Origin of the sequence: Streptomyces sp. FH025, assembly GCF_017427025.1 — a bacterium.
GTDB lineage: Bacteria > Actinomycetota > Actinomycetes > Streptomycetales > Streptomycetaceae > Kitasatospora.
The window spans coordinates 1-3423 of the sequence record NZ_JAFLNG010000769.1 but is presented as its reverse complement, the minus strand read 5'-3'; the positions used below and the strand labels follow the sequence as shown (position 1 = coordinate 3423).

Below are 3423 nucleotides of genomic sequence, written 5' to 3'. Positions count from 1 at the left end.
TCGTCTTGCAGCTTCATGGCGACCTCCAGAGCTCGGCCACGACCTAGCTGTAGGGATGGCTCCCCTGCATGTGCGGCGTCTCGTGCATGTAGAGCGAGCCGCACTGCTGGCAGCAGCGCAGCCCGGTGCCCCAGTCCTCCTCGGGCCGCGTCTCGGCGTCGTCGGGCATGGTGCGGCCGCAGAGCGCCGTCGACGGGTCCTCGTCCCGCACCACGTGCCAGGACTTGACTCCGCCGGCCGCCCCCTGCGGGCCGTACTCCGCGCGCAGTTTGTGCGTCATGCCCTCCATGGTCGCTCGGCCGCCGCACACCCGCTACTCGCCCGGGGACTCCTCGGCCTCCTCCGCCCGGCGCACGGGCGAGGCGACCATCGAGCCGATCCGGTTGCGGCGCCCGGCCGAGGACTCGGCGGTCAGCAGGATGCCGGTCAGACCGCCCTCGACGGGCTCGGGCAGCGGGATCTCGCAGGAGGACCCGGGGATCGGCACCCGGCCGAGGTGCTTGGCCAGCAGACCGCCGACGGTCTCGATGTCCTCGTCCTCCAGCTCGATCCCGAACAGCTCGCCCAGGTCCTCCACCAGCAGGCGGGCGGTGATCCGGTACGAACCGTCGCCGAGGTCCTCCACCGGCGCGATCTCCCGGTCGTACTCGTCGGTGATCTCCCCGACGATCTCCTCCAGGATGTCCTCGATGGTGACCAGGCCGGCCGTGCCGCCGTACTCGTCGATCACGATCGCGACGTGCGAGCGGCGCTGCTGCATCTCGCGCAGCAGGTCGGCGGCCGGCTTGGAGTCCGGGACGAACACGGCCGGGCGCATCACCGCGCCGACCTCCTCGGACTCCGCCTCGCGGTTGATGTGGGTGCGGCGCACCAGGTCCTTGAGGTAGACGATGCCGACCACGTCGTCCTCGTTGTCGCCGACCACCGGGATCCGCGAGAAGCCCGAGCGCAGCGCCAGGGTCAGCGCCTGCCGCACGGTCTTGTGCCGCTCGATCATCACCAGGTCGGTGCGCGGCACCATCACCTCGCGCACGATGGTGTCGCCCAGCTCGAAGACCGAGTGCACCATCCGGCGCTCCTCGTCCTCGATCAGGTCGTCCTTCTCGGCGAGGTCGACCAGGGCCCGCAGCTCCGCCTCGGAGGCGAACGGCCCCTCCCGGTAGCCCTTGCCCGGGGTCAGCGCGTTGCCGAGCAGGATCAGCAGCCGCGGGATCGGGCCGAGCACCGCGGCCAGCGGCAGCAGCACGAAGGAGGCCGCCGTCGCGGTGGTCAGCGGGTGCTGGCGCCCGATCGTGCGCGGCGAGACCCCCACCGCGACGAAGGACACCAGCACCATCACGCCGAAGGCCAGCAGCACGGCCTCCCAGGTCGGGTGCACGTTGCGCACGCACACCGCGGTGACCAGGACGGCCGCCGCCATCTCGCTGGCCACCCGGATCAGGGTCGCCAGGTTGAGGTAGCGGATCGGGTCGGAGGCGACGGTCAGCAGCCGCGCGGAACCGCGCCGCCCGTTGCGCACCGCCTCCTCCGCCCGGAACCGGGAGACCCGGGAGATGCCCGCCTCGGCGCACGCGGCCAGCCAGCCGAGCACGACCAGGGCCACGGCACCGAGGAGGAAGCTCGTACTCTCACCACTCACAGGGGTTCGGGCTCCGCGCTCAGTGGGTGGTGGGCGCCGGGGAGATGCCGCCGAGGCCCCGGCCCGCCCGCCAGTCGTCCAGGATGCGCTTCTGGAGGGCGAACATCTCCTCCTCCTCCTCGGGCTCCTCGTGGTCGTAGCCGAGGACGTGCAGCACCCCGTGGACGGTGAGCAGCTGGAGCTCCTCGTCCATCGAGTGCTTGGAGGGGGCCGCCTTGCCCTGCTGCTCGGCGACCTCGGGGCAGAGCACGATGTCACCGAGCAGGCCCTGCGGCAGCTCCTCGCCCTCCTTGCCGGGACGCAGCTCGTCCATCGGGAACGACATCACGTCGGTCGGGCCGGGCAGGTCCATCCACTGGATGTGCAGCTCCTCCATCGCCGCACCGTCCACCAGGATCACGGACAGTTCGGACTGCGGGTGGATCCGCATCTTGTCCAGGGCGAAGCGGGCGACGTCGAGGATGGCTTCCTCGTCGGCTTCCCAGCCGGACTCGTTGGCGATGTCGATCGACATGACGGGCTGTGTGCTCAGCTTTCGGTGCGATGGGATTCGGCGCGATGGGACTGTCGGGGTGCTCGGGCCGCCGTCGACTTGCCGGGACGGCGCTGGGCGGGCTTGCGGTCGATCGGACCGTTCTGCTCGACCTCCTGCTGAGCGTCCCAGCGCTCGTAGGCGTCCACGATCCGGCCGACCAGCTTGTGGCGGACCACGTCGGTGCTGGTGAGGACGGAGAAGTGGATGTCCGGCACGTCGGCCAGGATCTCCTGGACGACCTTGAGCCCGCTCCTGGTGCCGCCCGGGAGGTCGATCTGGCTGGTGTCGCCGGTGACCACCACCCGGGAGTTGAACCCGAGGCGGGTGAGGAACATCTTCATCTGCTCCGGCGAGGTGTTCTGGGCCTCGTCGAGGATGATGAAGGCGTCGTTGAGGGTGCGCCCGCGCATGTACGCCAGCGGGGCGACCTCGATGGTGCCGGCCGCCATCAGGCGCGGGATGGAGTCCGGGTCCATCATGTCGTGCAGCGCGTCGTACAGCGGGCGCAGGTACGGGTCGATCTTCTCGTAGAGGGTGCCGGGCAGGAAGCCCAGCCGCTCGCCCGCCTCGACCGCCGGGCGGGTCAGGATGATCCGGTTGACCTCCTTGGCCTGCAACGCCTGGACGGCCTTGGCCATCGCCAGGTAGGTCTTGCCGGTACCGGCCGGACCGAGGCCGAAGACGATCGTGTGCTTGTCGATCGCGTCGACGTAGCGCTGCTGGTTGAGGGTCTTGGGGCGGATCGTACGGCCCCGGTTGGACAGGATGTTCGCGGTGAACACCTGCGAGGGCACCGGACTGTCCGGGTCCTGCTCCGCGGCGCGGAGCATGGCGATCGAGCGCTCCACGGAGTCCTCCGTCAGCGGCTGGCCGGTGCGCAGCACCAGCATCATCTCGTTGAAGAGCTTCTTCACGAGGGCGACCTCGGCGTGCTCGCCGGTGGCGGTCACCTCGTTGCCGCGGACGTGGATGTCGGCGGCGGGGAAGCCCCGTTCGATCACGCGCAGCAGCGAGTCCGCCGTGCCGAGCAGGGTGACCATCGGGTGCTTCTCGGGAATGACGATCCGGGCGCTGACGCGACCGTCGTCGGCCGGTTCGGGGCGCGACTGTCCGTTCGTACGGGTCTGCGATGTGTCACTCATAGGTCGGCGCTGGGGCCTGCCTCATCCCATCCGTGGTGTCGTGTGCCGCTCGGTCTCTCCGGGGCACCAGGGTACGCCGCGAGCGTGATCGCCGTGGCGGGCGGCGG

At 70.4% G+C, this 3423-nt stretch carries 4 protein-coding genes; all 4 read right to left on the bottom strand.

All coding sequences use genetic code 11. The annotated features are described in order from the left end of the window. Positions 1-43: 43 nt before the first annotated feature. From J0670_RS33560 to J0670_RS33545, 4 genes are read right to left on the bottom strand one after another with little or no spacing between them, the layout of a single operon-like run. The gene (locus J0670_RS33560; RefSeq protein WP_207816021.1) at positions 44-280 is read right to left on the bottom strand and encodes a hypothetical protein; all 237 of its coding nucleotides are present in this window, start codon (positions 278-280) and stop codon (positions 44-46) included. A gap of 33 nt (positions 281-313) precedes the next feature. Beyond that, a complete protein-coding gene (locus J0670_RS33555) occupies positions 314-1639 on the bottom strand; it encodes a hemolysin family protein (RefSeq protein ID WP_207816019.1) in 1326 nt (441 codons plus the stop codon). Positions 1640-1658: 19 nt separating this feature from the next. After that, the gene (gene ybeY / locus J0670_RS33550; RefSeq protein ID WP_207816018.1) at positions 1659-2153 is read right to left on the bottom strand and encodes an rRNA maturation RNase YbeY; all 495 of its coding nucleotides are present in this window, start codon (positions 2151-2153) and stop codon (positions 1659-1661) included. 14 nt (positions 2154-2167) lie between these two features. Then, on the bottom strand, positions 2168-3316 hold the full coding sequence (locus J0670_RS33545; protein ID WP_374223223.1) for a PhoH family protein: 1149 nt from the start codon (positions 3314-3316) through the stop codon (positions 2168-2170). Positions 3317-3423 lie beyond the last annotated feature (107 nt).